The 25,022-nt window shown below is 60.3% G+C and carries 26 protein-coding genes; 17 read left to right on the forward strand and 9 right to left on the reverse strand.

The features are described from left to right. The first annotated feature begins 125 nt into the window (after positions 1-125). Together AC13QE_RS09605 and rplI are read left to right on the forward strand one after the other, a co-directional pair. The gene (locus tag AC13QE_RS09605) at positions 126-1,100 is read left to right on the forward strand and encodes a DUF2232 domain-containing protein (protein ID WP_488483473.1); all 975 of its coding nucleotides are present in this window, start codon (positions 126-128) and stop codon (positions 1,098-1,100) included. A 19-nt stretch (positions 1,101-1,119) separates the two neighbouring features. Then, positions 1,120-1,698 (forward strand): 50S ribosomal protein L9, encoded by a 579-nt coding sequence (gene rplI, locus AC13QE_RS09610; protein ID WP_015339352.1) that lies wholly within the window; start codon positions 1,120-1,122, stop codon positions 1,696-1,698. 95 nt (positions 1,699-1,793) lie between these two features. Here the strand turns inward: rplI and AC13QE_RS09615 are convergent, their stop codons facing one another. Genes AC13QE_RS09615 through AC13QE_RS09625 form a run of 3 tightly spaced genes read right to left on the reverse strand, consistent with a single transcriptional unit; the run spans position 1,794 to position 4,977 of the window. Next, positions 1,794-2,861, reverse strand: coding sequence for an HlyD family secretion protein (locus tag AC13QE_RS09615; protein WP_488483474.1), 1,068 nt, complete (start codon positions 2,859-2,861; stop codon positions 1,794-1,796). Positions 2,862-2,878: 17 nt separating this feature from the next. After that, on the reverse strand, positions 2,879-4,525 hold the full coding sequence (locus AC13QE_RS09620; RefSeq protein ID WP_488483475.1) for an MFS transporter: 1,647 nt from the start codon (positions 4,523-4,525) through the stop codon (positions 2,879-2,881). An 8-nt stretch (positions 4,526-4,533) separates the two neighbouring features. Then, positions 4,534-4,977 (reverse strand): MarR family winged helix-turn-helix transcriptional regulator, encoded by a 444-nt coding sequence (locus AC13QE_RS09625; protein WP_112607325.1) that lies wholly within the window; start codon positions 4,975-4,977, stop codon positions 4,534-4,536. Positions 4,978-5,326: 349 nt separating this feature from the next. Between AC13QE_RS09625 and AC13QE_RS09630 the strand changes: the two genes are divergently transcribed. After that, positions 5,327-6,823: a replicative DNA helicase gene (locus AC13QE_RS09630; protein ID WP_112337927.1), complete on the forward strand. Its 1,497-nt coding sequence runs from the start codon at positions 5,327-5,329 to the stop codon at positions 6,821-6,823. Between the two features lie 67 nt (positions 6,824-6,890). Here the strand turns inward: AC13QE_RS09630 and AC13QE_RS09635 are convergent, their stop codons facing one another. The 3 genes from AC13QE_RS09635 to AC13QE_RS09645 form a co-directional block, all read right to left on the reverse strand. Beyond that, positions 6,891-7,193: an AzlD family protein gene (locus AC13QE_RS09635; protein WP_488483476.1), complete on the reverse strand. Its 303-nt coding sequence runs from the start codon at positions 7,191-7,193 to the stop codon at positions 6,891-6,893. Next, positions 7,190-7,894, reverse strand: coding sequence for an AzlC family ABC transporter permease (locus tag AC13QE_RS09640; RefSeq protein ID WP_488483477.1), 705 nt, complete (start codon positions 7,892-7,894; stop codon positions 7,190-7,192). The genes AC13QE_RS09635 and AC13QE_RS09640 overlap by 4 nt, the downstream gene beginning before the upstream one ends. A 194-nt stretch (positions 7,895-8,088) precedes the next feature. After that, the gene (locus tag AC13QE_RS09645; RefSeq protein WP_488483730.1) at positions 8,089-8,910 is read right to left on the reverse strand and encodes an AraC family transcriptional regulator; all 822 of its coding nucleotides are present in this window, start codon (positions 8,908-8,910) and stop codon (positions 8,089-8,091) included. A 224-nt stretch (positions 8,911-9,134) separates the two neighbouring features. On the opposite strand from AC13QE_RS09645, the gene AC13QE_RS09650 reads away from it, so the two are divergent. Both AC13QE_RS09650 and alr read left to right on the forward strand, forming a co-directional pair. Beyond that, positions 9,135-9,635 carry a GFA family protein gene (locus tag AC13QE_RS09650; protein ID WP_488483478.1) on the forward strand — a complete coding sequence of 167 codons (501 nt, stop codon included), beginning with the start codon at positions 9,135-9,137 and terminating at the stop codon, positions 9,633-9,635. A 320-nt stretch (positions 9,636-9,955) separates the two neighbouring features. Beyond that, positions 9,956-11,119 carry an alanine racemase gene (alr, locus tag AC13QE_RS09655; protein WP_488483479.1) on the forward strand — a complete coding sequence of 388 codons (1,164 nt, stop codon included), beginning with the start codon at positions 9,956-9,958 and terminating at the stop codon, positions 11,117-11,119. Positions 11,120-11,140: 21 nt separating this feature from the next. On the opposite strand, the gene AC13QE_RS09660 is transcribed toward alr, so the two are convergent. Next, positions 11,141-11,776, reverse strand: coding sequence for a LysE family translocator (locus AC13QE_RS09660; protein WP_488483480.1), 636 nt, complete (start codon positions 11,774-11,776; stop codon positions 11,141-11,143). 153 nt (positions 11,777-11,929) lie between these two features. On the opposite strand from AC13QE_RS09660, the gene radA reads away from it, so the two are divergent. The 12 genes from radA to rarD all read left to right on the forward strand — a co-directional run bounded on the left by radA (position 11,930) and on the right by rarD (position 23,792). Then, a complete protein-coding gene (gene radA, locus AC13QE_RS09665; RefSeq protein ID WP_015339338.1) occupies positions 11,930-13,333 on the forward strand; it encodes a DNA repair protein RadA in 1,404 nt (467 codons plus the stop codon). Positions 13,334-13,424: 91 nt separating this feature from the next. Next, positions 13,425-14,030 carry a CvpA family protein gene (locus AC13QE_RS09670; RefSeq protein ID WP_112337935.1) on the forward strand — a complete coding sequence of 202 codons (606 nt, stop codon included), beginning with the start codon at positions 13,425-13,427 and terminating at the stop codon, positions 14,028-14,030. A gap of 164 nt (positions 14,031-14,194) precedes the next feature. Continuing rightward, positions 14,195-15,679 carry an amidophosphoribosyltransferase gene (gene purF, locus AC13QE_RS09675; protein ID WP_132716232.1) on the forward strand — a complete coding sequence of 495 codons (1,485 nt, stop codon included), beginning with the start codon at positions 14,195-14,197 and terminating at the stop codon, positions 15,677-15,679. A 71-nt stretch (positions 15,680-15,750) separates the two neighbouring features. Further along, entirely contained in the window at positions 15,751-16,491 is a 741-nt protein-coding gene (locus tag AC13QE_RS09680) for an SDR family NAD(P)-dependent oxidoreductase (protein WP_488483481.1), read from the forward strand. Between the two features lie 221 nt (positions 16,492-16,712). Next, positions 16,713-18,104, forward strand: a complete 1,392-nt coding sequence (gene cysS, locus AC13QE_RS09685; RefSeq protein ID WP_488483482.1) for a cysteine--tRNA ligase — start codon at positions 16,713-16,715, stop codon at positions 18,102-18,104. A gap of 200 nt (positions 18,105-18,304) precedes the next feature. Beyond that, positions 18,305-18,673: a DUF559 domain-containing protein gene (locus AC13QE_RS09690; RefSeq protein WP_132716229.1), complete on the forward strand. Its 369-nt coding sequence runs from the start codon at positions 18,305-18,307 to the stop codon at positions 18,671-18,673. Further along, positions 18,670-19,152, forward strand: a complete 483-nt coding sequence (locus tag AC13QE_RS09695) for a GFA family protein (protein ID WP_488483483.1) — start codon at positions 18,670-18,672, stop codon at positions 19,150-19,152. Before AC13QE_RS09690 ends, AC13QE_RS09695 begins: the two co-directional genes overlap by 4 nt. Then, entirely contained in the window at positions 19,149-19,640 is a 492-nt protein-coding gene (locus tag AC13QE_RS09700) for a GFA family protein (protein WP_488483484.1), read from the forward strand. Before AC13QE_RS09695 ends, AC13QE_RS09700 begins: the two co-directional genes overlap by 4 nt. Further along, positions 19,633-20,109, forward strand: a complete 477-nt coding sequence (locus AC13QE_RS09705) for a GFA family protein (protein WP_488483485.1) — start codon at positions 19,633-19,635, stop codon at positions 20,107-20,109. The genes AC13QE_RS09700 and AC13QE_RS09705 overlap by 8 nt, the downstream gene beginning before the upstream one ends. Then, positions 20,106-21,065, forward strand: coding sequence for a prolyl aminopeptidase (gene pip, locus AC13QE_RS09710; protein WP_488483486.1), 960 nt, complete (start codon positions 20,106-20,108; stop codon positions 21,063-21,065). Before AC13QE_RS09705 ends, pip begins: the two co-directional genes overlap by 4 nt. A 90-nt stretch (positions 21,066-21,155) precedes the next feature. After that, positions 21,156-22,772: a citramalate synthase gene (gene cimA / locus AC13QE_RS09715; protein ID WP_132716224.1), complete on the forward strand. Its 1,617-nt coding sequence runs from the start codon at positions 21,156-21,158 to the stop codon at positions 22,770-22,772. Positions 22,773-22,880: 108 nt separating this feature from the next. Then, positions 22,881-23,792 (forward strand): EamA family transporter RarD, encoded by a 912-nt coding sequence (gene rarD / locus AC13QE_RS09720; protein ID WP_488483487.1) that lies wholly within the window; start codon positions 22,881-22,883, stop codon positions 23,790-23,792. Between the two features lie 38 nt (positions 23,793-23,830). On the opposite strand, the gene AC13QE_RS09725 is transcribed toward rarD, so the two are convergent. Both AC13QE_RS09725 and AC13QE_RS09730 read right to left on the reverse strand, forming a co-directional pair. Continuing rightward, positions 23,831-24,172 carry a hypothetical protein gene (locus AC13QE_RS09725; protein ID WP_488483488.1) on the reverse strand — a complete coding sequence of 114 codons (342 nt, stop codon included), beginning with the start codon at positions 24,170-24,172 and terminating at the stop codon, positions 23,831-23,833. A gap of 98 nt (positions 24,173-24,270) precedes the next feature. After that, on the reverse strand, positions 24,271-24,894 hold the full coding sequence (locus tag AC13QE_RS09730; protein ID WP_132716222.1) for an LOG family protein: 624 nt from the start codon (positions 24,892-24,894) through the stop codon (positions 24,271-24,273). Positions 24,895-25,022 lie beyond the last annotated feature (128 nt).

Below are 25,022 nucleotides of genomic sequence, written 5' to 3' on the forward strand. Positions count from 1 at the left end.
GCCTTCCCTTCTCCCTTTCGCGATGGGCGCGGATCGGAACCTTGAAACCCCATGTTGGGGATAAGCTTTCACGCCCGAGTGGCGAAGGCATCCTCTAACTGCTCGATACGAAGCAGGACAGCGACGTGAAAAAGTTGAACGCAAAAGAGCTTGGCATCGGCGCGCTCGCCGGTCTGACCGCCGCCTTACTCGTGTATGGCGCATTACGTCAGCCATTTCTTGCTATCGTGTTCATCAGTGCTTCCGCTCTCCCTATTTTGATCGTTGGTCTCGGCTGGGGAAATATTGCTGCCGCAACGGCGGTCGTTGCTGCCGGTATTTTGGGCAGCGTTATCGGTCCGCTGCCATTTGCAATGATCGCAATAGTCCTCGCCGCCGTCCCAGCTTGGCTCAGCCATCTTGCAAGTCTGGCGCGCCCGGCATCCGAGCTTGGTGGCCCGGATAATCTAATGGCGTGGTATCCGCTCTCGGACATCATGCTGCATCTCTGTGCAGTTGCCTCCGTCGCAATCGTCGTCGCGGGCATTCTTATGGGCTACGGTCCAGATCTCATCGGCAAGACGATCGCTTTCAATCTCGAACTGCTGAACGATCAGCAGCAGCAAGCGTTGGATGCTGCCTCGATCGAAAAGTTGAAGACTATCCTGCTCTACGCGGTCCCTTTCGCTTGGGGCGTGTGCTGGGTGTCCGCTGTTTTTGCAGCCTATTATTTTGCAACGCGTATTGTTGTCGCCTCTGGCCGCAGCCAGCGTCCGCGCGAAGACATTCCCTCGTCGCTGCGTATGAACCGCAATGCGATCTTCGTCTTTCTCGTGGCGATCGTCGCGATCTTCTTCGGTGGCATTCTCGGCCTCATCGCCGCCGCCGTGCTCGGTGCCTTCGGCGCTGGCTTCATCGTTTCCGGCTTTGCCTCGCTGCACTACCGGACGCGGGGCAAGGACTGGCGTCTGCCGGTTCTGATCATCTGCTACCTGGTATGCTTCTTTGTGACGCTGCCGCTCTTCATCATCCTTGTTCTCGGCCTCTACGATACTCGCAAGGCGATATCGCTCACCCCGAACAAGAATGCCGACACACCCAAACAAGACACGAAAATCTGACATCGAAAGGAACAAGAAAATGGAAGTCATTCTTCTCGAACGCATCTCCAAGCTCGGCCAGATGGGCGAAACCGTCAAGGTTCGCGACGGCTTTGCCCGTAACTACCTGCTGCCGCTCGGCAAGGCGCTGCGCGCCAACGCCGCCAACAAGGCTCGTTTCGAAGCCGAGCGCGCAACGCTCGAAGCCCGCAACCTTGAGCGCAAGAGCGAAGCCCAGAAGGTTGCCGACGTTCTCGGCGGCAAGTCCTTCATCGTCGTTCGCTCGGCTGGCGAAACCGGCCAGCTCTACGGTTCGGTCGCTGCTCGTGACGTCGTCGAAATCCTCGCCGCCGAAGGCTTCAACATCGGCCGCAGCCAGGTTCACATGAACACGCCGATCAAGGCTATCGGCCTGCACGATGTTGCCATCGGGCTTCACGCCGAAGTCGAAATCAAGGTTGAGCTCAACGTTGCCCGTTCCGCTGAAGAAGCCGAGCGTCAGGCCAAGGGCGAAACCCTCACCTCCGCAGACGCCATCTACGGCGTTGACGAAGACGCGCTGCGTCCGGAAGATTTCTTCGATCCGGAAGCTGACCGCGACGGCGAAGAAGAAGCTTGATCCTCAAGCCTTCTCCAAGACTGTGAATGAAAGAAAGCCTGGGTCCTCGACCCAGGCTTTTTGGTTATTGGCAGACGATAAAGCGAACGCCTCTGTCAGTCATTATTCCTAGGCTCCGGCAGCGGAGCCGAATCCTTGTCAATCGAAACGACGACGGACATGCCAGGCGCCAACTGGTCGGCGAGTGGCTGTCCATCCTCGATCTTGATCCTTACACCGAGACGCTGGGCGACCTTGGTGAAATTGCCCGTGGCGTTGTCGGGCCTGATGACAGCAAATTCGGAACCTGCTGCCGGGGAAAAGCGCTGGATGCGGCCCTTGATCTCGCGATGCCCCAGCGCATCCACGGAGATCGTGGCGGGCTGATCGAGCTTCATGCCATCGAGCTGCGTTTCCTTGAAATTGGCTATGACCCAGACGTCCTTCGGCACCAGGTTCATCAGCTGCGTACCTGGTGTCACATATTGGCCGAGACGTACGCCAACCTCCCCAATGCGGCCGTCCTGCGGCGCCCTGATGGTCGTGTTGTCGAGATCGATATCGGCAAGCTGCACGGCAGCCTCTGCGCCGCTGACGCCAGCTTCGAGCGAGGCGCGGTTAACAATGATCGTCGTCAGGTTCTGCTGAGAGACATCGAGACCTGCTTTCGCCTGATTGACCGATGCCTGAGCCTGCTGCAGCGTCGCTTGCGCCTGTTCGGAATCGCTCGTGGTCGAGACACCTCTGGAAACCAGTGTCGTGACGCGATCGAAGGCAAGCTGGGCACGCTTCAGGGCTGCGTTGGCGCTGTCGATCTGCGCCTGGCTGGAGGCGATGCCGGCCTTGGCGGCCTGCTCCTGCTGCTGCGAATTGGCAAGTGCCGCCTTCTGCCCGTCCAGCGTCGCGTGGGCCTGCGCGACCTTTTGCTTGTAGATACGATTATCGATCTGGGCGAGCACGTCGCCCTCCTTGACGAGCTTGTAGTCCTTGATCGGCACGTCGGTGATATAGCCGCTGACCTGCGGGCTGATGGTCGTGACATAGCCTTTGACGTAGGCGTCGTCCGTGGTCTCGACCGCGGTTTTGAACGGCGGCAGATGCCAGGCATAGAGAACCAGCATGACGCCGCCGATGCCGGCGAGAACCGCGATGACTTCGATGGGGGAGCGAACGAGCCTCGACATGGAGCTATTTCATATCCTCATGGGTTGGATGTCACGACCTCAGCCCGATCGTCGGCCAGGCGAGCCCTGACGAAGCGGAAGAAGACATGGATTGAGAGGCCGGCAAGCGACAGGAAAGCGATTACGGCGGCGACGAAGAACGCATCTCCATAGGCGAGCATATTGGCCTCGCGGCTGACCTGCGCGCCGAGCAGCGCCAGCCCCTCCCCCTTCAGGAGCACGCTATCCCCGATCACCTTGCCATAGGAGGATGAAAGCTGGCTGACGCGTGTGGCCACATGCGGATCCGTCAGCAGCACGCGCTCGGTCAGGACGGCAGAATGGAACTTCTCGCGAATGGTGATCAGCGTGCCGTAGAAGGCCGAGCCGATCAGGCCGCCGATGCTCTGCGTGAAGGTGAAGACGACAAAGAAGGTCACCAGATAGGGGGGACCCTTGGATATAGCCTCCTTGAAGCCTTGCGACATGGAGGGTGGCAGGAACAGGGCCGCGCCGGCTGCGACCAGCGCCTGGCTGAAATACATCTGTTCGGGACGGGTGAGGTTCGTCACCTGCGAATCCATCAGCGCGCCCACGCCCATCAGGATGAGCGCAACGAACTGGATCTGCCAGCTAAAGCCGTAGCTCATGAACACGGTGCAGATGAGGCCCCCGATGATGGAGAAGGCCAGGATGATCCAGTACAGAACGGAAAGCTGATCATAGAGCAGCCCGACCGCGTTCTGATAAAAGGTCATGATGACGGAGGTCTGCTCGGCGGCAATGATGCGAAAGACCAGCAGGATCGCCGTCAGATGCAGAATTTCCGGCCGGAGCAGCCAGCGAACGTCTATCAGTGGCGTTGCCCGTCTCAGGTCGACGACGATTGCGGCGGTGATCGAGGCGATGCCGACCGCCAGCACGACGCCGAGCCAGGGCACTTCCAGCCACCAATAAAGGCGACCGACCGACAGCGCGACAGCCAGACAGCCGAAACCGATCGCCACGAGAAGATAGCTGAAGATATCGCCCAGCACGATGACCTTGACGCGCGGCGGCGGTGCCAGCGGCAGCAGATAGATGATCGGCATGACGAGCAGCGCCAATGCCATCTCGAGCGTGTAGAGGCCACGCCATTCGCCATAGTCCAGCAGCGATGGCGACACGAGGCGCGTGATGGGAGCGGCAAGCAGCGTGTTCATCATCGCCAGGCTGACGCCGACAGTCATCTTCTTCGCCGGCTCGAAGGCCTCCAGCATATAAAGGAAGCCGAGCGTCGATAGCGGCGCGCCGGCAATCCCGCTCAGGAAGCGGACGACGATCGCAGAATGCAGGTCGGAGACGAAGAGATTGAGCAGCGAGGCGAGCACGAAGCCGAGAATGCTGACCTCGGCGAAATTGCGCACGCCATATTGAAGGCGAATCTTCACCAGCGCGATGGCGAGGCTGACATTGGGCGCCATATAGGCAGCAGATAGCCACGCCGACTCTGTGGTCGTCGCCGCAATGGTTCCCTGGATCTGCGTAAGGTTGGCGAAGGCAAGATTAAGACCCAGACCCTGGGTCAGGAAGAACAGAACGGATGCCGCAATATAGAGCGGCACTTTCCAGCCCGGCATAGGCGGTGGAGCGGGCGGGACGGCGTTAGCTTGCGCATTGGCGACCGGGCCCGGATCCCCGCTCATGCATTACCTCATGATTTGCCGATATTCTGAAGATTGGCAGTCATGGCGCGAATAACCTTCAGCGCCATGCCGACATCCTCGTCCGAAATCCCCTCCAAGATATCCGCGCGCACACCGGTGGCAAGAGCTTCGACTTCCGCGGCAACGACTTTTCCGGATTCCGTTATGAAGATCTGCTTGGCGCGGCGATCGGATACGGCGGCCCGACGTTCGATGAAATTCTGCGCCTCCATCGCATCGAGGATGCGTACGAGCGTCGGCGTTTCCAGCTCCAGCTCGTCGGCGAGCTCTCTCTGGTTTATCCCATCCCGGCGGGAGAGCTTGCGAAAAACCCTCGCGCGGGAAAGGGTCATGCCGTGCTCGCGAACGAGGGCGTCAAAAGCCGCCCTCAGCTTGCGATTGAACGAAGAGAGGTCGTCGAAGAGTTCTTGTCTTGATGGCGCACCTGGCATTATTGCAGCTTTATATAATTAGCGTCCTACCCTAATTTAAAGGGAATACCCGGATTTCCCCAGCTTTTCAAGCAGGATAGCCGCACCAATTGATGCATACGGCGAAAGACCCAGCTAAGATATTCCCCACAGATGGTTTGCATATGTGATTCGTGTGTCGATCTTTTCGTTGCAAAGTGGCCACAAGAGATTTTTTACGTGGCGGCAATCTGCGCCTGTGGACGAGTGGAAAAACGTTGATAGGCCGGACCTATTCGCCCCACTTCGGGTGGCTGTCCATTTGCCTGGTTGACCATGACATCGGAACGTCGCAAACCAGTCGACACCCTAAAGTACGAAGAGATGGAAAATGAACGAAGCTGCGCGCAAGCTCGCCGCCATTGCTCCCGCCGACCAGCATTATCGTGAAGCGCCCAATAACATTGAGGCGGAACAGGCTCTGCTCGGCGCCATCCTCGTCAACAACGATGCCTATTACCGCGTCTCCGACTTCCTGAAGCCGATTCATCTTTACGAACCGCTGCACCGCAAGATCTTCGAGGTCGCCGGCGACATCATTCGCATGGGCAAGACTGCCAACCCCGTCACCATCAAGAGCTTCGTGCCGGCTGACGAGAAGGTCGGCGACATGACGGTCGCGCAATATCTCGCGCGGCTTGCCGTCGAAGCCGTGTCGATCATCAATGCGGAAGACTATGGCCGCGCCATCTACGATCTGGCGCTGCGCCGCGCGCTGATCACCATCGGCGAGGATATGGTCAATATCGCCTATGACGCACCGCTCGACATGCCTCCGCAGACGCAGATCGAGGATACGGAGCGCCGGCTGTTCGAACTTGCCGAGAATGGCCGCTACGACGGCGGTTTCCAGTCCTTCAACGATGCCGTGGCGCTCGCAATCGACATGGCGGCCGTCGCCAAGGAGCGTGACGGCGGCCTCTCCGGCATCTCCACGGGCATCCACTCGCTTGATAGCAAGATGGGCGGCCTGCAGCGCTCCGACTTGATCGTCCTTGCCGGTCGCCCCGGCATGGGTAAGACCTCGCTTGCGACCAACATCGCCTACAATATCGCCGCCGCTTACGAGGGCGAAGTCCAGGCGGATGGCTCGATGAAGGCGAAGAACGGCGGCGTCGTCGGCTTCTACTCGCTGGAAATGTCGTCCGAACAGCTGGCTACCCGTATCATCTCCGAGCAGACGGAAGTCTCCTCGTCGAAGATCCGACGCGGCGATATCAATGACGCCGATTTCGAAAAGCTCGTTGCCTGCTCGATGATGATGCAGAAGGTGCCGCTTTACATCGACCAGACCGGCGGCATCTCCATCGCCCAGCTTTCCGCGCGTGCCCGACGCCTGAAACGCCAGCGTGGCCTCGACGTTCTGGTGGTCGACTACGTGCAGCTGATGACCGGCTCCGGCAAATCGAACGAGAACCGTGTTCAGGAAATCACCCAGATCACCACCGGCCTGAAGGCGCTCGGCAAAGAATTGAACGTGCCGATCATCGCGCTCTCCCAGCTCTCGCGCGCGGTCGAAAGCCGCGACGACAAGCGGCCTCAGCTTTCCGACCTGCGTGAATCCGGTTCGATCGAGCAGGACGCCGACGTGGTACTCTTCGTGTTCCGCGAGGAATATTACGTCAAAAACCAGGAGCCGCGCGATCCGAACGACCCGAAATATGGGGAATGGGAAGCCCTGTTCGACCGCGTCAAAGGCACGGCCGACGTCATCATCGCCAAGCAGCGCCACGGACCGACGGGTACGGTGAAGCTCGCCTTCCAGTCGGAATTCACCCGCTTTGCCGATCTCGCCGACCCGTCTTTCACGCAGTATGAGGAACATTGACACGAAGCTTGACGCGTCAATGTTTCGCTGAGACGAAGAAACGCTTCGCACTTTTCCCGGAGACGCTTCACAGTCCCGCAGCTCGCAGCAAAGCCACCGTCGTAACACCAACAACAACGCTTGCCAGCATCGGCAAGCGGCGGGAGGCGATTGCGGTGGCCGCGCAGGCCAGCGCCTCCGCCCAGCCGGTAGCAAAAGCTGTCGGGGCAATGACGGCCATCAGCACCGCCGGTGGAATGGCTTCGATTGCGGTTCGCCGGCGCTCGTCGATCTTCACGTAGCGAATCAAGACAAGACCGCCAACACGGGTGAAAATCGTTGCGGCAGCCATGGCGAGGACGGCGAGCAGCGTGTTGAGATCGAGCGTCATGCCGCCTGCTCCCGCGCCCTGCCTTTCCAGAAAGCCATTGCCAGCCCCGCCAGTGCGCCGGCTGCAATATGCCAGACACCGGGCACGAACTGGTGGACAGTAACGGCTGCAATTCCGCTTGCGGCAAGCACCGCGCCGGTTTCCGGTCCTTTCCAAAAGCCCATGACCAGCACGATGAAGACAGCCGGAAAGGCGAAGTCGAGACCGATGACAGCGGGATCGCCGAGAAAGGCGCCAAGCAGAGCACCCGCAAGCGACGAGCCGACCCAGGCCAGGTAGAAGGGCGTGGCGATGCCCGCATACCAGGCGGGTGTGAGCCGCGTTGCGCCGGCGCGGAATTCCGCCATGGCCCAAATCTCGTCGGCGAGAAACAGCATGGCGATATAGCGTTTGATGCCGGAGAAAGACTCCATCTTCGTGCCGATCGAAGCGCTCATCAGCAAGTGCCTGACATTGATGAGCAAGGCCGCGAAGCCGGCGCCAATCCAGCTTGCGGGATGTGTCCAGATATCCATCGCCACGAATTGCGAGCCGCCGGCGAAGACGAACGCGCTCATCAGTGTAGTCTCCAGCGGCGAAAGCCCCTTGGTCGCCGAAACCGCGCCAAACACGAGGCCGATCGGCAGGACGGCGACGATCAGCGGAAAAATGGCACGCATCCCGGCTTTGAATTCGCCGGCCGGCCGGCTTTGCTGCAACATGGGCAACCTCCACTTCAACAATGACGAAGAGGTAGCCGACGGCATCTGGCGCTGTATTGAACGAAAGTGACCAGAGCTCCATCCAGAATCAGCAAGGCGTTTTCACTGCTCGCGGAAAAGCGAAAATGCTCCATGTTCTTATTTCCCGGCGCATTCCGGATGGAAAACCGCTGCGCACTTTTCCTGGGGATGCTCTAGCCGACGCGGAATTGACCGGGGGTGATGCCGGTGCGCGATTTGAAGTGGCGCGTGAAATGAGCCTGATCGGCGAAACCGCATTCCATGGCGACATCGGCCGGCATGCGGCCTTCCCTGAGCAATCGGCGGGCAACGATGACGCGCCGGTCGGTCAGAAAGGCATGGGGCGTGATATGATACTCCCTGCGGAAAGCGCGGATCAGGTGCGTGCGGCTCAGTCCGGCGACCTTTGCCAACTCCTCCAATCCGATATCGCTGTCGAAATTCTCCGTGAGATAATCGCGGGCGCATGCAACGGCGCTACGTTCCTTGGTATCGACGGGAAGGATGGTCGTGCTACCGTAGCGCGCAAAGAGGGCGGCCAGCACCGTGAACATGCTTTCATCGGATTCCAGCGCGCCGGCGCCGCTCTCGAGTGTGCGATGCGCCTTGTGGAAGGCGTCGGCAAGCTGCGGATCGCGCAACAACGAACTGGCGAAAGATGGCGTCGCGTTGAAGGCTTTGCCCGTGACGTCTTCCAGAATGTCGACGAAGAGCTTCGTGTCCGGGTAGATCATGCGGTAGCGATAGCCCCCGCCGCCCGGAGCGCCGTCATGCACGATGCCAGGATTGATCAGATAGAGATCGCCCGGCCCGGTTTCTTCGCGCCTGCCGCGCAGTGTGGCGATCTGGCTACCGCTTTCGATCGCCCCGATACTGAACGTGTCGTGCGCATGCGGCGCATATTCATGCGTCACGAAGCTTGCGCTCAGGCATTCCATGCCGCGAAAGCGACCGTCCCGCCAGAAGCGGGTCGATTCCACCTTGGCAAGCGGCATGGCATCAGCCGCCTCTTTCTGCGAAACGTTCTGCATGTCAGCACATTATCGAGCCGGCTGCCGCGCGTCTTGAACAAAAGTGATCGCATGTGGGAAAGGCTGGTATCTGCCTGTCCGCGCTTTCTTGAGAAGGCGTGATCGGACCCGTCGTTCTGCTGGACGATCCAAAGATGAAAACCTAAAAAGCGTTAAGTCCAAACCCGCCCCTTGAAGGAGAAGACAAATTGAAACGCATCGAGATGAAGGTGAGCGGCGGCTGCCAGTGCGGTGCCGTGCGCTATCACGCAACTGCCATGCATGATAATTCGCATCTCTGCCATTGCCGTATGTGCCAGAAAGCCTCGGGTAACATCTTTGCCGCGCTCGTCGCCGCGCCCGATGATGCGCTCACCTGGACACGAGGCAAGCCGAGTGTCTGGAAGAGCTCGGAGCTTGTCGAGCGGGGCTTCTGCGCCAATTGCGGCACGCCATTGTTCTTCCATCACCTCGAAAACGGCCGCACCAACCTGATGATCGGTTCGCTGGACGATCCCCACGCCTTCCCGCCGCATGCCAACACCTGCACCGAGAACATGGTTAGATGGTTCGATACGATTACGGGCCTAGAAAATACCGGCGTGACTGAAAATAACGGCGCCGATTGGGCTGCGGCGATCAAGACGAGCAACAACCAGCACCCTGATCGCGATACCGCCTCATGGGCGGTGAGATGGCCTGACGACTGAGCCTATTCCGGCGATCGTCAGCGAGGCACTACTCGATGCCGCTATTTCGAAACAGCCGTCATCCCGGAAACTAAAGCCTACGACAGACTACCTTCAAGATGATGCGCGCAGCGTGCCTGAAGGCCAGCCCTTCAGCTAATTCGTGCCTCGAAGCAGCCTGTTGGCTTCCGATCCTCAGCCGGGAGCTGTCGTCAGAAATGTGGTGGCAGTTTTTGCCCGGTCCCGCATACATGCCTCGCAGCACTTTTTCTTTTCATCAACGATCAGTATCCTGACCCAAGCCAAATCACCTCCGGCCACTTCCTTATTCAGGGCGCCCCATGACAGATAATTTCAATGACGATGATGCTTTCGCTTCCGCCGGCCTGCGGCTGACGGTGGATCTCGGCGCGCTCGTCGAAAACTGGCGCGACCTCGCGCGCCGCTCGGGAAAGGCCCGCACGTCGGCCGTGGTCAAGGCCGATGCCTACGGGCTCGGGATCGAGGACGTCGGTGAAACGCTTTATGGCGCCGGCGCACGCGATTTCTTCGTTGCGACAGCGGATGAGGGCGCGACCTTGCGGCTCTATGCCCCCGAGGCCCGCATCTTCGTGCTCAGCGGCATCTGGCCGGGCATGGAGCGGCGGTTCTTCGAAAACGATCTCGTGCCCGTCATCGCTTCGGAGGAGCAGCTGACCTTCTGGATGTCCGTACTATCCGACTATGGCGACTATCCCTGTGCGCTGCAGGTCGACACTGGCTTCAACCGGCTCGGTCTGCCGATGGACGATGCGATCGCGCTGGCCGATGACGTTTCCCGCCCGGCAAGCTTTGCGCCAGTGCTTGTCATGAGCCATCTCGCCTGCGGCGACGATCCTTCCAATGCAATGAACAGGCAGCAGCTCGAGGCCTTTCGCAAGGTCAGCGCTGCCTTCGAAGGCATCGAGGCAAGCCTTGCCAATTCGGCCGGCATCTTTCTCGGGCCGGATTATCATTTCGATCTTACCCGCCCCGGTATCGCCACCTACGGCGGCGAGGCGGTGCCCGGCTTGGCCAATCCGATGCGCCCGGTGGCAACGGCGGAGGCTCGGGTCATCCAGACCCGATCGGTCAAATCAGGCGAGACGGTGGGATACGGTCGCGCCCTGCAATTGACCCGCGACAGCCGGCTGGCGATCGTCTCGGCAGGTTACGCTGACGGCTATATGCGCAGCCAGTCGAGCGCCGGTGTGCCATTGCGCCAGACCGGCATCCCAGGCGGTCATGGCTTTATCGCCGGTCATAAGGTGCCTGTTGCCGGCCGCATCACCATGGACCTGACCATCTTTGATATCACCGACCTGCCGGAAAACCTGGTCAGAGCCGGTGATTATGTCGAGCTTTTCGGCAGCAACATCTCGGTCGACGAGGCCGCAAGGGCGGCAGGCACGATCGGCTACGAGATGCTGACCAGCATGGGGCTGCGGCACGAGCGCCGGTATATCTCGGAGGAGACCGAAGAATAGCCTGACTACTCCTCAAAATATTTAGCGAACGCTGATCGCCAGCCGGACGCCAAGGGCGACGAAGAGCGTGCCGAGGCCGCGATCAAGCCACAGGCCGAGGCTCCGATTGCGCCGGAGCGCCTCGCTCAGACGGCCGCCGAGCAGGATGAGCGGCGGCTCAATGAAAGCGGCGACGACAATGATAAGGCTGCCATGCAGAAGAAGCTGCGCCCAGACTGGGCCGGCGCCTTCGACGACGAATTGCGGTAGAAAGGCCAGGAAGAAGATGGCAACCTTTGGGTTGAGCAGCGAGACCAGGATGCCTTGGCGATAGATGCGGCCAGAGGACAAGGTCTTGCCCGCCTCCTTGATCCATGCCGCCTCGCCCTTCGAGCGCAGGGCCTGGATGCCGAGCCAGATCAGATAGGCGGCACCGATCCATTTGACCGTCGAGAAGGCCAACGCGGAGGCAGCAAGGATCGCCGAAAGACCGGCAGCCGCCATCAGCACATGCAGGCACGCGCCGCTCCAGATGCCAAACAGCGCCGCAAAGCCGGAGCGCATGCCGCTTCTGATCGTATGGCCGAGAATGAAAGCGATATCCGGCCCCGGCGAAAGATTGAGAAGGGTTGCAGCGGTGAGAAAGGCGATCCAGTGCGCAAGCGAATAGTCAAACATCGGTCATCGTCCATAAAAACCCGGCATAAAACCTGACACGATCGCCATTGATACGGAAATCATTAGTTTTGATAGGCCGGGAAAGACATTATCTGTCAGCCGATCGCGATTCGTCGCGAAGAGCGAAGCATTTGAACTTGAGAACAGCATCCGATGGCTAAGGCCCGTACACAATTCATCTGCCAGAACTGCGGCACGGTCCACAATCGCTGGGTCGGCAAATGCGACAGTTGCGGCGCATGGAACACCATCGTCGAGGAAGATCCGATGGGCGGGATCGGCGGCGGACCGGCCAAGACACCCCGCAAGGGCAAGCCGGTGACGCTGACGACGCTTTCGGGCGAGATCGAAGAGGCGCCGCGCATCCATACCGGTATATCCGAGCTCGACCGCGCGACAGGCGGCGGCTTCGTGCGCGGCTCGGCCGTCCTTGTCGGCGGCGATCCCGGCATCGGCAAGTCGACTCTGCTGATGCAAGCCGCGGCCGCCCTCGCCCGGCAGGGGCACAAGATCGTCTATGTCTCCGGCGAAGAAGCCGTGGCGCAGGTTCGCCTGCGCGCCCAACGTCTGAAAGCGGCTGATACGGAAGTGCTGCTGGCCGCCGAGACCAATGTCGAGGACATTCTCGCGACGCTTTCCGAAGGCAAGCGGCCGGATCTCGTCATCATCGATTCCATCCAGACGCTGTGGAGCGAGCTTGCCGAGTCCGCGCCCGGCACGGTGACGCAGGTGCGCACCGGCGTGCAGGCGATGATCCGTTTCGCCAAGCAGACCGGCACGGCCATGGTGCTGGTTGGCCACGTCACCAAGGATGGCCAGATTGCAGGGCCGCGCGTCGTCGAGCACATGGTCGATGCCGTTCTCTATTTCGAAGGCGATCGCGGCCATCATTACCGCATCCTGCGCACGGTGAAGAACCGCTTCGGCCCCACCGACGAGATCGGCGTGTTCGAAATGTCCGATGCCGGCCTGCGCGATGTGCCCAATCCGTCCGAGCTCTTTCTCGGCGAGCGCAACGAAAAATCGCCCGGTGCGGCCGTCTTCGCCGGCATCGAGGGGACACGTCCGGTGCTGGTCGAAGTGCAGGCGCTGGTCGCGCCGACATCGCTCGGCACCCCGCGCCGCGCCATCGTCGGCTGGGATTCGGCGCGCCTCTCGATGATTCTGGCCGTTCTGGAAGCGCATTGCGGCGTGCGGCTCGGCCAGCACGATGTTTACCTCAATATTGCCGGTGGCTACCGCATTTCCGAGCCGGCTGCGGACCTTGCCGTCGCTTCTGCACTGGTTTCCTCCCTAGCCGGTCTTGCTCTGCCCGCCGATTGCGTCTATTTCGGCGAAGTCAGCCTGTCGGGCGCCGTCCGGCCGGTTGCGCACACCGCCCAGCGCCTCAAGGAAGCCGAGAAGCTGGGATTTTCCGGGGCTGTTCTGCCTGCCGCTTCCGCCGATCTGCCGAAGGTCAACGGCGGACGCTGGAGCGAGATCGACAGCCTGCCGGATCTGGTGGCGCGCATTGCCGGATCGAAGGGCGCGCTGAAACGCGCGGAAGATGAAGACTGAGCCTTACTTCAGCCGTTCTTGGCGAAGAAGAGGCTCCTGATTGAGGCCGATGCCGACCAAAAGGTCTGGCAAGTCTTGAAGTGGATTATAAATGCCCATTACGATTTTCGACGGTATTGTTATCGGCGTTATTCTCTTCTCCGCCGTTCTGGCGATGGTTCGTGGCTTCTCGCGCGAAATCCTCTCGATTGTCAGCTGGGGCGGCTCCGCAGTCGCCGCTTATTATCTTTATCCGCTGCTCGTTCCCTATGCCCTGCAATACAAGGCCGACACCAAGATCGCGACGATCGCGTCAGCCGCCGTCATCTTCCTGCTGGCGCTCATCATCATTTCCTTCATCACCATCCGGATCGCCGATTTCATCATCGACAGCCGCATCGGCGCGCTCGACCGCACGCTCGGCTTCCTCTTCGGCGCCGCTCGCGGCCTGCTGCTGATGGTCGTCGTCGTTGCCTTCTGGAACTGGCTGGTGGCACCGGCCGCACGTCCGGACTGGGTCAACAACGCCAAGTCGAAGCCATTCCTCGATTCGATGGTCGAGAAGCTGACCGCAGCGCTTCCGCAGGACATTCAGGCGAGGCTGCCAGCCGAGATCCTCAACAAGATCGCGCCGAAGCAGCAAGGAAATGGCGATAACGCCGCGCCGAACGATACCGCGCCCTCGGATGACGCACCGGCGCCGCAGACAAACAATTGACGGTGCGTTTACAGGCTTGACCTGCCGCTCGAGAAACTCCATTTGAGCGGCGTGACAATAGAAGATCCGACCGGATATTTTTTCCGGCCGGATTTTGAGCTATTTTAATGGTTACTCGTGACGCCGCCCCGATCCGCCCACGTTGAGAGCAAAGGCCCGCAGCCATGAATCATTCCCTTTCCTTCGAGGACGATATCGACGGCGACACGCTGCATGAAGAATGCGGCGTCTTCGGCATTCTGGGACACCCGGACGCGGCAGCGCTGACGGCGCTCGGCCTGCATGCCCTGCAGCATCGCGGCCAGGAAGCGGCCGGCATTGTTTCTTTCGATGGTCAGCGCTTCCATTCCGAGCGACGGATGGGTCTCGTCGGCGATCACTACACCGATCCCGCGACGCTTGCCCGCCTGCCCGGCGACCGATCTATGGGCCATGTGCGTTATTCGACGACGGGCGATGCCGTACTTCGCAATGTGCAGCCGCTATTCGCCGAACTGGAAGTCGGCGGCATCGCTATCGCTCACAACGGCAATTTCACCAACGGCCTGACCATGCGGCGGCAGCTGATCGCCGACGGTGCCATCTGTCAGTCGAATTCGGATACCGAAGTCGTCCTTCATCTCATTGCCCGCTCCAAGCAGGTTTCCTCTTCCGACCGCTTCATCGATGCCATCAGGCAGATGGAGGGCGGGTATTCGATGCTCGCCATGACGCGCACGAAGCTGATCGCCGCCCGAGACCCCATCGGCATCCGGCCGCTGGTCATGGGTGAACTCGACGGCAAGCCGATCTTCTGCTCGGAAACCTGCGCGCTCGACATCATCGGCGCAAAATATGTCCGCGATGTCGAAAACGGTGAGGTTGTCATCTGCGAGATCCAGCCCGATGGCTCGATCACCATCGATGCCCGCAAGCCCGACGCTCCGAAGCCCGAGCGGCTCTGCCTCTTCGAATACGTCTATTTCGCCCGCCCCGATTCCGTCGTCGGCGGCCGCAACGTCTATGTTGCCCGCAAGAACATGGGCATCAACCTCGCCAAGGAAGCGCCTGTTGCGGCCGACGTTGTCGTTCCCGTGCCGGACGGCGGCACGCCTGCTGCCATTGGCTTTGCCCAGGCGAGCGGCATTCCCTTCGAACTCGGCATCATCCGCAACCATTATGTCGGCCGTACCTTCATCGAGCCGACGCAACAGATTCGCGCCTTCGGCGTGAAGCTCAAGCATTCCGCCAACCGTGCCATCATCGAGGGCAAGCGCGTCGTGCTGGTCGACGATTCCATCGTGCGCGGCACGACGTCCGTGAAGATCGTGCAGATGATCCGCGATGCCGGCGCCAGCGAAGTGCATATCCGCGTCGCCAGCCCGATGATCTTCCATCCAGACTTCTACGGCATCGACACGCCGGACGCCGACAAGCTGCTCGCTAACCAGTACAGCAGCCTGAAGGCCATGTGCGATTTCATCGGCGCGGATTCGCTGGAATTCCTGTCGATCGATGGGCTCTACCGAGCCGTCGGCGGCGAGCCCCGCAACAACGCGCAGCCGCAGTTCACCGATCATTATTTCACCGGTGACTATCCGACGCGTCTGCTCGATAAGGAAAGCACCAGCAACGTGCGCAAGCTTTCCGTTCTCGCCAGCAACGGCTGACACGCCTAAGTAACGGCCGAGAGGGGCATTTCGCTCCTCTTCCTTCCCTTACATATCCGGATCCAGGCAGCATGAGCGTCAATCTCAAGGACAAGATCGCCCTCGTCACCGGCGCATCGCGCGGTATCGGCTATTTCACGGCACTGGAGCTGGCCAAGGCCGGCGCGCACGTGATCGCCTGCGCCCGCACGGTCGGCGGGCTTGAAGAGCTTGACGATGCCATCAAGGCTGCCGGCGGCTCGGCAACTCTCGTTCCTTTCGACCTTGCCGACATGAACGCCATCGACGCGCTCGGCGCCTCCATCTACGAGCGGTGGGGCAAACTCGATATTCTGGTCGCCAATGCGGGTGTCCTCGGCGTGATCTCGCCGATCGGCCATGTTGAGGCCAAGGTGTTCGAGAAGGTGATGACGATCAATGTCACCGCCACATGGCGGCTGATCCGTTCCGTGGAGCCGCTGCTGATGCGCTCCGATGCCGGTCGCGCCGTCATCCTCTCCTCGGCCGCCGCTCATCGCTGCCGGCCCTTCTGGGGTCCCTATTCCGCCTCCAAGGCGGCTGTCGAAGCTTTGGCCCGCACCTGGGCCGGGGAAACGCAGAGCACGCCGTTGCGCATTACCAGCGTCGATCCCGGTGCTACCCGCACCGCCATGCGCGCCCAGGCGATGCCCGGCGAAGATCCGGATACGCTGCCGCATCCGCGGGAGGTCGCCCAGGCGATCGTCCCGCTCACCGGCCCGGACGTCACTGAAACCGGCAAGCTTTTCGTCGTGCGCGAGAACAAGCTCGTCGACTATCGGATGCCGGAATAAAAACACCTCCTCCCCGTACCGGAGAGGCGCTGCCCCACTTGACCAAATTCATCCGGCGCGCGATAAAGCCGCCCATGAAAACGGTTATCTGCATTATCTGCCGGAAGATTATTCGCTAGCGTTTCGCTGGCCTGGCCGTTTTCGTCTCCCAAAATCCAAGATGACAAACGTCCGGCCTGCCGGTGACGGTATTTTTCGGATTTATGCCTTGGGAGAATGATATGGCCGCCGAGCCGCAATTGAAGTTCTACAACACGCTGACGCGCGAAAAGGTCGATTTTCAGCCGATCGACCGCAACAACGTCCGCATGTATGTCTGCGGTCCGACGGTCTATGACTTCGCTCATATCGGTAATGCCCGCCCGGCCATCGTCTTCGATGTACTGTTCCGGCTGCTGCGGCATGTCTACGGCGCGAGCCACGTCACCTACGTCCGCAACATCACCGACGTCGACGACAAGATCAACGCGCGCGCGCTGCGCGATCACCCCGGTCTGCCGCTCAACGATGCGATCCGGTTGGTGACGGAAAAGACCGAGCGGCAGTACCGCCAGGACACGACTGATCTCGGCTGCCTGGAACCGTCGGTACAGCCGCGGGCGACCGACAACATCGCGCAGATGATCGCGATCATCGAAACGCTGATCGACAAGGGCCATGCCTATCGGGCGGCCGGCGAGGTGCTGTTCGACACCAAGTCGATGGCCGACTACGGTCAACTTTCGAAGCGCAATCTCGACGAGCAGCAGGCTGGCGCCCGCGTCGCCGTCGACGAACACAAGAAGAGCCCCGGCGATTTCGTGCTGTGGAAACTGTCGGACGAGAACGAGCCCGGCTGGGAAAGTCCCTGGGGCCGCGGCCGTCCGGGCTGGCATATCGAATGCTCGGCCATGAGCGGACGCTATCTCGGCGATGTCTTCGACATTCACGGCGGCGGCCTCGACCTGATCTTCCCGCACCATGAAAACGAAATCGCCCAGTCGCGTTGCGCGCATGGCACGCATGCGATGGCGAATGTCTGGATGCATAACGGCTTCGTGCAGGTCGAAGGCCGCAAGATGTCGAAGTCGGAAGGCAATTTCGTCACCATCCACGAGCTGCTGCAGACGGAAAAGCTCGGCGGCCGGAGCTGGCCGGGTGAGGTGCTGAGGCTTGCCATGCTGATGACGCATTATCGCGAGCCGATCGACTTTTCCGTCAAGCGCCTCGAGGAAGCCGAACGGCTAATCGCGAAATGGCCGGCTGCCGACGTAAGTGGGGCGGCTCCGGATGAAACAGTGCTTGCCGCACTCGGCGACGATCTCAACACGGTCGCCGCCATCCAGGCACTGCATGCCCTGGCACAGGCCGCCAATGCCGATGCCAGCCTCCTGTCGGTCTTCGCGGCCAGCGCCGATCTTCTCGGCCTGCTGCCGAAGAAGGCGGAGATCGACGAAGCTGTGGTCGCAGAGATCGAGGCCAAGGTGCGCCAGCGTCTGGAGTTGCTGAAGGCGAAGAACTTCGCCGAGGCTGACAAGCTTCGCGAGGAGCTGACGGCAAGAGGTGTTCAGCTCAAGGACGGGAAGGATGCGGCGACGGGTGAGCGCATCACGACTTGGGAGATCAAGCGGTGAGTTTTTATACCCCCCTCTGTCACTTTCGTGACATCTCCCCCACAAGGGGGGAGATTGGGGGGAGTTTGCCGCTCTTGTGCACGCAAACACGAAGCCTAGTCTCTGCAAGTTCGATGTCCATTTGGGCCGAGCGAGCGCTGCGGGTTAACAATCTCCCCCCTTGTGGGGGAGATGTCCCGACAGGGACAGAGGGGGGTAACTTGCCGCATACTCCAGTCCCACCCAAAATCCGCAGCAATGCCCGCCGCATGCGCAAGGTCATGACGGACGCGGAACTTCGGCTCTGGAATGAATTGCGCGCACATCGCCTCATGGGTCTCGGCTTCCGCCGGCAATTCCCCATCGCCGGCTACATTGTCGATTTTGCTTGCCCGACCGAAAAGCTCATCGTTGAGGTCGATGGCTCGCAACACGGCAATGCGAGTGATCAAACCTATGACCGGGTCCGCACCCTACGCCTTCAAGCAGACGGCTGGACTGTTCTACGTTTCTGGAACGACGATGTCCTGAAGGATATCGATAACGTCTGCATGCATATTCTCATCGTCGCCGGAAAGGATAGATCATGACCGTCTCGACCTACACCGGCGGCTGTCAATGCGGCGCGGTTCGCTTCCGGGTGCGGGGCGAACTGAAGGATGCGTCGATCTGTCATTGCCGCATGTGTCAGAAAGCCTTCGGCGCCTATTATGCGCCCCTAGTCTCGACGCGTGGTGCCGAACTCGCATGGACGCGTGGCGAGCGGAAGGTGTTTCAATCATCCAACTATGTGAAGCGCGGCTTCTGCGGGGATTGCGGCACGCCGCTGACCTATGAGGCGCCCGATGGCATTGCAGTCGCGGCCGGCGCCTTCGACGATCCCTCGCAACTGCCGCCCGTCGTGCAATATGGTACGGAAGCCAAGATCGGCTTCATCGATCGGCTGCATCTGCTGCCTGGACACTCGACGGAGGAAGACGCTGCGCAAGCGCCCTTCGTGCTGAACATCGTGTCCAACCAGCATCCTGACTACGACACGGCGGCATGGCCACTGGAGAGCACCAAATGACAATGGTTGCAGGGCATAGTGGCGGATGTCAATGCGGCGCGGTTCGTTATCGCGCCGCCGGAGCGCTCGGCTATCCGCATCTTTGCCATTGCCGCATGTGCCAGAAGGCATCCGGCAATTACGCCCTCCCACTCGGGAGTACTAAGCGCGTCGATTTCGAACTGACACGCGGCGAACCCTCCTGGTTTCATTCGTCCGGTCTTGTGCGTCGCGGCTTTTGCGGCACTTGCGGTACGCCCTTGTTCTATGATGTGCCCGGCTCGGATTCCATCAATGTGACACTTGGCTCACTGGATGAGCCAGCGCTGGTCCAACCCGTCGCGCAATCGAACCGCGCAGGAAAGATGCCCTGGTTCCAGGCGCTCGATGCACTGCCGATGGAACCGGATGAGGATAGCTCGGATCGTGCGATATCGATCAAGCTCTCCAATCATCAGCACCCCGATTACGATACCCAAAGCTGGCCAGAGGAGAAGCACGATGAGTGAAGCTATCAGAAGCGGAGGATGCCAATGCGGTGCGGTGCGGTTTCGCATTCGCGGCGAGCTTGGCCGCCCGTCGATCTGCCATTGCCGCATGTGCCAAAAGCAGTTCGGCAACTTCTTCTCCGCCCTCGTTACGGCACCTGAAGATGGCCTGGAATGGACGCGCGGCGAACCGACCTATTTCCAGTCCTCCGTCAATATCGACCGCGGCTTCTGCAAGAACTGCGGCACACCGCTGACCTACCGTCATCCGGGCGGCCTCGAAATTGCCATCGGCGCCTTCGACGAGCGCGACGATCTCGCTCCGCAGATCCAGGTCAACCACGCCTATCGCCTGCCATGGGTGGAGACGATCTTCGAAAAACCCGTCTATCAGGATCCGGATTTCTATTCGCGGCAGGAGCAGATCATTTCCTTCCAGCATCCCGATCACGATACCAATGTCTGGCCGGCGGAGGGACTGAAAATATGACCGAAGTCCTGCGCACATTCTATCCGGAAATCGAACCCTATGCTTCCGGTCACCTCGATGTCGGCGACGGGCATGTGATCTATTGGGAACGGGTGGGAACGCCCGGCGCCAAGCCCGCCGTCTTCCTGCATGGCGGTCCGGGCGGCGGCATCTCGCCGAGCCATCGCCGCGTATTCGATCCCAGGCTCTACGACGTGACCCTGTTCGACCAGCGCGGCTGCGGGCGCTCGACGCCGCATGCGGGCCTGGAAGCCAACACCACCTGGCACCTCGTTGCTGACATCGAGCGGCTGCGCGAAATGGCCGGCGCGGAAAAATGGCTTGTATTCGGCGGCTCCTGGGGCTCGACGCTGGCGCTCGCCTATGCCGAAACGCATCCGGAGCGTGTTTCTGAGCTGGTCGTGCGCGGCATCTACACGCTGACGAAAGCCGAGCTCGACTGGTATTATCAGTTCGGCGTCTCCGAAATGTTCCCCGACAAATGGGAGCGTTTCATCGCCCCGATCCCGCCGGAAGAGCGTCATGAAATGATGGCCGCGTACCATCGGCTGCTGACGCATCCGGACAAGGCTGCCCGACTGGAAGCCGCCAAGGCATGGTCGATCTGGGAGGGAGAGACGATTACGCTGCTGCCGGAGCCGGCCACCAGCGACCACTTTGCCGATGCGGAATTTGCCCACGCCTTTGCCCGCATCGAAAACCATTTCTTCGTCAATGCCGGCTGGCTCGAAGAGGGCCAACTGCTGCGCGACGCCTACAAGCTGAAAGACATTCCCGGCGTCATCGTCCATGGCCGATACGACATGCCCTGCCCGGCCAAATATGCCTGGGCGCTGCACAAGGCTTGGCCGAAAGCGGAATTTCATCTGATCGAGGGCGCGGGCCATGCCTATTCGGAACCGGGCATTCTCGATCAGCTGATCCGCGCGACGGACAAGTTTGCTGGGAAAGTGTAGGCCGAATAACGCCCCTCACCCTAACCCTCTCCCCGCACGTGGGGAGAGGGAGCGACTGAGCAAGAAAACCGGTTCGCCGGAGGAAACAGTATGACACGCGAAAAAATCTATCTCTTCGACACGACGCTCCGCGATGGCCAGCAGACGCCCGGCATCGATTTCTCGGTCGAGGACAAGATTGCGATTGCGACCATGCTGGATGAGTTCGGCCTGGACTACATCGAAGGCGGTTACCCCGGCGCCAACCCGACCGATACGGCCTTCTTCGATGAGAAGCGCACGAGATCGGCCAGCTTCGTCGCCTTTGGCATGACGAAGCGCGCCGGGATCTCTGCCTCCAACGATCCCGGCCTTGCGAGCCTGCTGCAGGCGAAATCCGACGCGATCTGTTTCGTCGCCAAGAGCTGGGACTACCACGTCAAGGTGGCGCTCGGCTGTACCAACGAGGAGAACCTCGAAAGCATCGCCGAAAGCGTCAAGGCAGCCATCGCCGCGGGCAAGGAAGCTCTGGTCGATTGCGAACACTTCTTCGACGGTTACAAGGCCAATCCGACCTACGCGCTCGCCTGCGCCAAAACGGCCTATGATGCCGGAGCGCGCTGGGTCGTGCTCTGCGACACCAATGGCGGCACGCAGCCGCCGGAGGTCCGCGCCATCGTCGAGGCCGTCATCGCCTGCGGCGTTCCCGGGCACTGTCTTGGCATCCATGCTCATAACGACACCGGCCAGGCGGTTGCAAATTCGCTTGCCGCAGTCGAGGCGGGCGTTCGGCAGATCCAGGGCACGCTGAACGGCATCGGCGAGCGCTGCGGCAATGCCAACCTGATCACGCTGATCCCGACGCTGGCGCTGAAAAGAGCCTACAGCGAACGCTTCGAAACCACGATCGACGCCGAGCGGCTGGTTGGCCTGACCGGCCTTTCGCACGCCTTCGACGAGCTGCTGAACCGCTCGCCGGATCATCAGGCGCCTTATGTCGGCGCTTCGGCCTTTGCGACCAAGGCCGGCATCCACGCTTCGGCGCTGCTGAAGGATCCGCGCACTTACGAGCATGTGCCGCCGGAGAGCGTCGGTAACTTCCGTAAGGTCATGGTTTCCGACCAGGGCGGAAAGTCGAACTTCATCAACGCCCTGAAACGGCGCGGCATCGAGGTCGGCAAGGACGATCCTAAGCTCGACCAGCTGATCCAGATCGTCAAGGAGCGTGAAGCGACGGGCTATGCTTACGAAGGTGCGGATGCGAGCTTCGAACTTCTGGCGCGCCGCACGCTCGGCACCATCCCGGAATTCTTCGCAATCGACGGTTTCCGCGTCATGGTCGAACGCCGTTTCGATTCCCACGGCCGGGTGAAAATCGTCTCGGAAGCGGTGGTCAAGATCATCATCGATGGCGAGACCATTATGTCGGTTGCCGAAGGCGATGGCCCGGTCAACGCGCTCGACCTGGCGCTGCGGAAGAATTTCGGCAAATACCAGCACGAGATCGACGATCTGGAACTGGCCGACTTCAAGGTGCGTATCCTCAATGGCGGTACGGAGGCCATAACCCGAGTCCTGATCGAATCCACCGATAGCGACGGCGTACGCTGGTGGACTGTCGGCGTGTCCGAGAACATCATCGACGCATCGTTCCAGGCGTTGATGGATTCCGTGATCTACAAGCTGATGAAGAACCGGCACATGGCAGGCAGAATAGCGGCGGAGTAATCCGCCGCCCATCAAAAAGCTTGACGATGCCGTCAATGAAATGAATTAGCCATGCCGCATGCATTGGGGTAATCCCGTCTCAAATAACAGAGAATGACGGGAAAATTCATGGCCACCGACGCGGTCAAACCTGAAATCAAGAACAACGACGCAGTCCGGGGCTTCGGCTTCGCGATGACGGCCTATCTCTTCTGGGGCATTCTGCCACTCTATATGAAGGCGCTGGCGCATATCCCGGCTTTCGAGGTCATCGCCCATCGCATCGTCTGGTCGGTTCCCGTCGCGGGCATCGTGCTGCTGGCGCTGGGGCGCCTGGGTGACGTGAAGGCGGCGTTTCGTAATCCGCGCACGATCGCCATGGCATCGCTGACGGCAGCGCTCGTCACCATCAACTGGGGAACCTATGTCTGGGCGATCGGCGCCGGCCATTCGCTCGATGCTGCCCTCGGCTACTTCATCAATCCGCTATTCAGCATTGCGCTCGGCGCCATCCTGCTCAAGGAAAAGCTTGCGCCGACGCAGATCGTCGCGATCTGCCTTGCAGCCGCCGCCGTCATCATTCTGACGGTGAAAGCCGGCACCCTGCCCTGGGTCGCGTTGTCGCTGACCTTCTCCTGGGGCTTCTATGCCTTTTTCCGCAAGACCCTGCCTGTGGGAGCCAATCAGGGCTTCTTCATCGAGGTGCTGCTCCTCTGCATCCCGGCAGCATTTTACATCCTCTATCTGGAAGCGCGCGGCGAAGGCCACTTTTACCAGACCGGCATTTCGGATACCGCGCTTCTGCTCGGCTGCGGGCTCGTGACGGCGCTGCCGCTGATGATCTTCGCCAATGGCGCGAAGCTTCTGAGGATGTCGACCATCGGCATCATGCAATACATCGTGCCGACCATGGTCTTTCTGATCGCCGTCTTTCTGTTCAAGGAGCCCTTCGGCACGACGCAGCTGATTGCATTCTCGCTGATCTGGGCCGGTCTCATACTCTATAGCTGGTCGATGCTGCGTCAGAGCAGAGGGCGCTAGACATCAGGCAGAGCAGCTAAACAGCGCTTTGACAGCAATTATGCGATTTCGTTAGCGTCGCTATCCGAGGCACTCTCGCGAGCCTCCTGATATTTGCGCGCGAACTCGATGCACTCATTCAAGCTATCGCGAAGTCTGATGGCCGTATCAACATCGAAGTTGATATAATTTTTGACAGAGCCTTCCGGTCCCGCATAGCTGTCAGGTCGCATTTTAACGGCGATAAAGACGTCGGATTTATCAATGGCTTCTTTGACACGCCATTCGAAAAACGAGTGGCGAGAGATGCCGCTTTCTTGTGAAGTAGTGAGAATGACCTCGCCGGCCGTTACGTTTAACAACTTCGAGCCAGATAACAACGTCCTGAAGATCGGCCACATACTAGATCTCTCATCTTGAGATAGAACTGATCCGTATGTTACCCGATCGCATTCGGTCAGCAAGCTTTGATACTTGGCGGCAAAGTCCTGTTCTACAATCAAAGCTTGGAAATGACGGCCTCTTCGCCGCCGCGATCTCCGGGCACCTCCGCAGCGTGCTTGCGGATGGCGGGGATAATGTCGGCGATCTTGTCGATAACCAGCGGCTGGACGCGGTGGGCGGTATGGACGAAGCCCTCTTCCGTCATATGGCGGATGAGCTCCATCATCGGGTCCCAAAAACCGTTGATATTGGCGAAGACCATCGGCTTTTCGTGACGGCCGAGCTGACCCCAGGTCATGATCTCGACGATCTCTTCCAAGGTGCCGATGCCGCCTGGCAATGCCACGAAGGCGTCGGCGCGCTCGAACATGCCGTGTTTGCGCGCATGCATATCAGGCGTTATGATGAGCTCGTCGAGCTGCCCGAGCGAATGGCGCGTCGCTTCCATATCGACGAGGAATTCCGGAATGATGCCGGTAACCTGACCGCCGTGCGATAGCACGCCGCTCGCGACAGCGCCCATGATGCCCTTCGTTCCGCCGCCATAGATCAGGCGCAGGCCGTTTTCGGCAATGCTTTTGCCCAGTTCGCGGCCGGCAGCCATGTGAGAGGGATCGCGCCCCGGCCGTGAGCCGCAATAGACGCAAATGGTTCGAATTGGCGTGGATTCGTCGGTCATGGATGCAAACAACTATGCTGCAGATGCTCAGTCAAGATTTTTCAAAGGAAAACTTGTGCCGGGACATGCGAAAATGGCTGAGAAAGCTTGTAAAAGCAGCCGAAATCGCTAGCAATTTTAGGAGTTGC

It is taken from the genome of Martinezella sp. CNPSo 3957, assembly GCF_057784395.1.